At 63.9% G+C, this 3552-nt stretch carries 3 protein-coding genes and 1 pseudogene; 1 reads left to right on the top strand and 3 read right to left on the bottom strand.

The window, feature by feature from the left end:
• From EN893_RS24520 to EN893_RS24510, 3 genes and pseudogenes are all read right to left on the bottom strand, one after another.
• Window positions 1-443: pseudogene (locus tag EN893_RS24520) on the bottom strand (carbohydrate ABC transporter permease); the annotation flags it as partial.
• Complete coding sequence (locus tag EN893_RS24515; RefSeq protein WP_128361830.1) at window positions 440-1615, bottom strand: ATP-binding cassette domain-containing protein; 1176 nt, start codon at window positions 1613-1615, stop codon at window positions 440-442. The pseudogene EN893_RS24520 and the gene EN893_RS24515, both read right to left, overlap by 4 nt.
• Window positions 1616-1789: 174 nt before the next feature.
• On the bottom strand, window positions 1790-2590 hold the full coding sequence (locus tag EN893_RS24510) for an SDR family NAD(P)-dependent oxidoreductase (protein WP_127271331.1): 801 nt from the start codon (window positions 2588-2590) through the stop codon (window positions 1790-1792).
• Between the two features lie 165 nt (window positions 2591-2755).
• On the opposite strand from EN893_RS24510, the gene EN893_RS24505 reads away from it, so the two are divergent.
• A partial coding sequence (locus tag EN893_RS24505; RefSeq protein ID WP_164901070.1) for a DeoR/GlpR family DNA-binding transcription regulator occupies window positions 2756-3552 on the top strand: 797 nt, incomplete at its 3' end.

Here is a 3552-nt window from a genome sequence, read left to right as displayed (position 1 = left end):
GCATAGACGATGATCAGCCCGGTCAGCGAATTGCTGAGCTCCAGGCTTCGGAACAGCGTGAAGGTCGGCAGCACCAGCGCCACGGGCGGCAGCATTTGCGTCGCCAGAACGGCAAAACGCGCCCACCGACCGCCCGTACGGAAGCGGGCGAAGGCATAACCGGTGGTGGCGGCAAAAGGCAATGCGAGCAGAACCGAGCCGAGCGCGACGATCAGGCTGTTGAGGTAGGACTGACCGAAGCGGCTCGACAGGAGCGCCGAATAATTGTCCGTCGTAAAGGCCGGCATCAGCTCGTTGCTGTAGGATAGCTGCTCGGGCACGAAGCTCGTCCGCAGCACCCAGAGCGGCGGCAGCAGCACGATGGCGCAAACGACAATCAGCCCGAAATGCAGGCCGAAGCGGCGACGAAAGGCCGGCCGCTCGTTTCTGTCCATGCTGGTCATCGAGCGGCCCTCATGAGGCTCGGCCGCGCGATCACCAGTTCGGTTTCGGGATCAAACAGGTGCATCGGCAGCGGGTCGATGTAGAGTTCGACGATCGAGCCGACGGGCGCCGTGAAATAACGGCTCAGGCGGGCGGCGATCTCCAACGGCTTGCCGCCTCCGGCGGGATGGGCATCGTCCGTGCCGGTGGCCTGACCGGCAATCTGGCCGATCAGGACGTTCTCGGCGCCGAGGGCCTCGACGGCCACGACCCGTACGGCAATCTTCTGCCAGTCCGGATTGTCGGGGCTTTCGTGGAAATCCTCGGCCCGCACCCCCAGAATGACGCGGCGCCCGACACGCTCGCCATAGGCGTTGCGATGGCGGGCGGGGACGGCAAGCACGGCGCCACTATCGGTCAGGACGGAGAGCCCTTCGCCAGGTGCGGCCTGAAGCGTGGCCGGAATGAGGTTCATCGGCGGCGTCGCCAGGAAGCGCGCGACGAAGGTGTTGACCGGGTCGGCATAGACTTCAAGCGGCCGGCCGGCCTGGACCAGGCGACCATCGCGCATGATGCATATGCGATCGCCCATGGTCATGGCCTCGACCTGGTCGTGCGTGACATGGACGATGGTGCGGCCGAGGCGTCGGTGCAGCTTGACGAGTTCGAGCCGCATCTCGGCACGCAGCTGCGCATCGAGGTTGGACAGCGGTTCGTCAAGCAGGAAGGCCGCCGGTTCGCGAACGATCGCCCGGCCGAGCGCGACACGCTGACGCTGGCCGCCCGAAAGCGCTGCCGGCTTGCGGCCGAGAAGATTCTGCAAACCGAGCAGGTTCGCGGCGTCGGCAATCTTGGCATCGATCACTGCTGCGTCGGTGCCGCGCATTTTCAGCCCGAAAGCCATGTTCTGCCGCACCGACATATGCGGATAGAGCGCGTAGCTCTGGAAAACCACCGCGACGTTGCGGTCGCGCGGCGCGACATTGGCGACGCTCTTGCCGCCGATGCGAAGATCGCCGGAGGAGATACTCTCCAGGCCGGCAATCATCCGCAGCGTCGTCGACTTGCCGCATCCCGACGGGCCGAGAAAGATCACGAATTCACCATCGGGAATGGTGAGATCGACCTCATGCACCCCGTAATTGCCATTGCCGTAGAGCTTGGAAACGCGATCGAGCTCGATAGACGCCATAGACTTTCCTCATGAACCCGTCTGACCCGGCTGAACGCCGAAGGCCGAAGTCGAGCGAACGGTCATCTTAGAGAACAAAATGTAACATTGAAAGCCTGCCTTCTGATCATATGTGTTCACTTTTTTGGATGGCGCGTGCCAGCATCAGGATCCGGTTACAGCCGCCAAAAGCCGTCAGGTCATGTAGACGCCGCCGGTCACGTTGACGCCCTGGCCAGTCATGAAGCGGGCTTGATCCGAGCAGAGGAACACGACGACGTCGGCGACATCCTCCGGCAACTCGAGCCGGCCGAGCGGCGTCTGCGCGATATAGTCGGCGACCACCCGTTCGGGCGTGACCTGCCGCAGATGCGCCTCCCATTCGACTTCGCGCGATTGCATGCCGGTCTTGACGAACCCCGGGCAGACGGCATTGACGCGGATTCCCTTGGGCGCGAGCTCGCGGGCAAAGGCCTGCGTCCAGCCGAGCACGGCGAACTTGGATGCCGAATAATGCGCCAGGAGCGGCGCACCGACCTTCGCGGCAAGCGAGGCGGTGTTGACGATGCAGCCCGTGCCTTGCTTGACAAAATGCCGTCCAGCGATCTGATTTGCGAGGAATACCCCGCGCGCATTGACCGAGAAGTTGAAGTCCCACTCCTCGTCGGTCAGATCGAGCGCGTGCTGCATGGTGGACACGCCGGCATTGGCAATCAGGATATCGCAGCCGCCTAGCGCTTCCAGCACAGTGGCAAAGGCCGCCTCGACGGAATCGCGACGGCGAACATCGACCGTGACGGCGGCGGCACCGCCGCCAATCTCCTCGGCCGCCTTGCGCGCGGCGTCGGGATCCAGATCGCCGATCGCCACGGCGACACCCTGCCGCGTCAGGGCGGCCGCGATCGCGCGACCGATCCCCGCGCCGCCACCCGTCACAAAGGCACGCTTGCCCGCGAGTTCGGCAAGCACTGGAGGAATGACGGAGGCAGCCGGCATGGTCGTATTCTCTCTGCTTGGTGGCGGAACGCGTTCTGTTGATATCGAGATGCATACCAATAAATTCGAACACTGCAAACATATTTTTGTTTGAAAATGTTTGATCATGCGGTAGAGTCGAAGTTGCAGACCGCTTCGTCAGCGGCTTACCCACCGGATACATCGATGGCCGACGACACCGCCTCTCCCCTATCGTCCACGCATGGCGCACCGCGCGATGCCGATCGTCAGCGCCTTCTCGCGCACGATCGACAGGCACGCATCCTGGCTTTCCTGCGCCGCACGGGGTCGCTCACCGTCGCTGCGGCAGCGGCCGAACTCGCCGTTTCCGACATGACGATCCGCCGCGATCTGGTCGAATTGGAGCGCGAGGGCAGGCTTGTACGAATCCACGGAGGTGCGATCGAGGCGGACAACCCGCCGCTGGTCGCCATGGACAGTGAGGAGCCGAGTTTCGATTCGCGCTTGCGCCAGCGCCGTGACCCGAAGGCCGCGATTGCCGCCGCCGCGGCCGCCTTGGTTTCGGGATACCGCACGATCGCATTGGATGTCGGCACCACCACCTATCTGATGGCCGAGCACCTCAAGGACCTTCCGCACGCCAAGGTGTTCACCAACAGCCTCAGGATCGCGGCGGCGCTGAACGGCGGCGTGCCCGAAGTCTATGTTGCCGGCGGCCGTGTACGGGCCGACGAGATGTCGACCGGCGGGCCCGCGGCCATCGCCCAGTTCGAGGCGCTGTGGTTCGATGTCGCCGTGATCGGCGTCTCCGGCATCACGGCGGACGGCCTCTTCGACTATTCCTTCGATGATACCGATATGAAGCGCGCCTATCTGAGACGCTCAGGCACCAAGATCGTGCTCTGCGATTCCGCCAAATTCCTGCGCATGTCGCTGGTGCGGATAGCGCCACTGTCGGACATCGACATCCTCATCACCGATGCCGAGCCGCCGGCCAAGAT

Origin of the sequence: Mesorhizobium sp. M7A.F.Ca.CA.004.04.2.1, from assembly GCF_004022825.1 — a bacterium.
In the GTDB taxonomy this organism is placed as follows: domain Bacteria; phylum Pseudomonadota; class Alphaproteobacteria; order Rhizobiales; family Rhizobiaceae; genus Mesorhizobium.
This window is presented reverse-complemented; position numbering and strand designations above follow the sequence as displayed.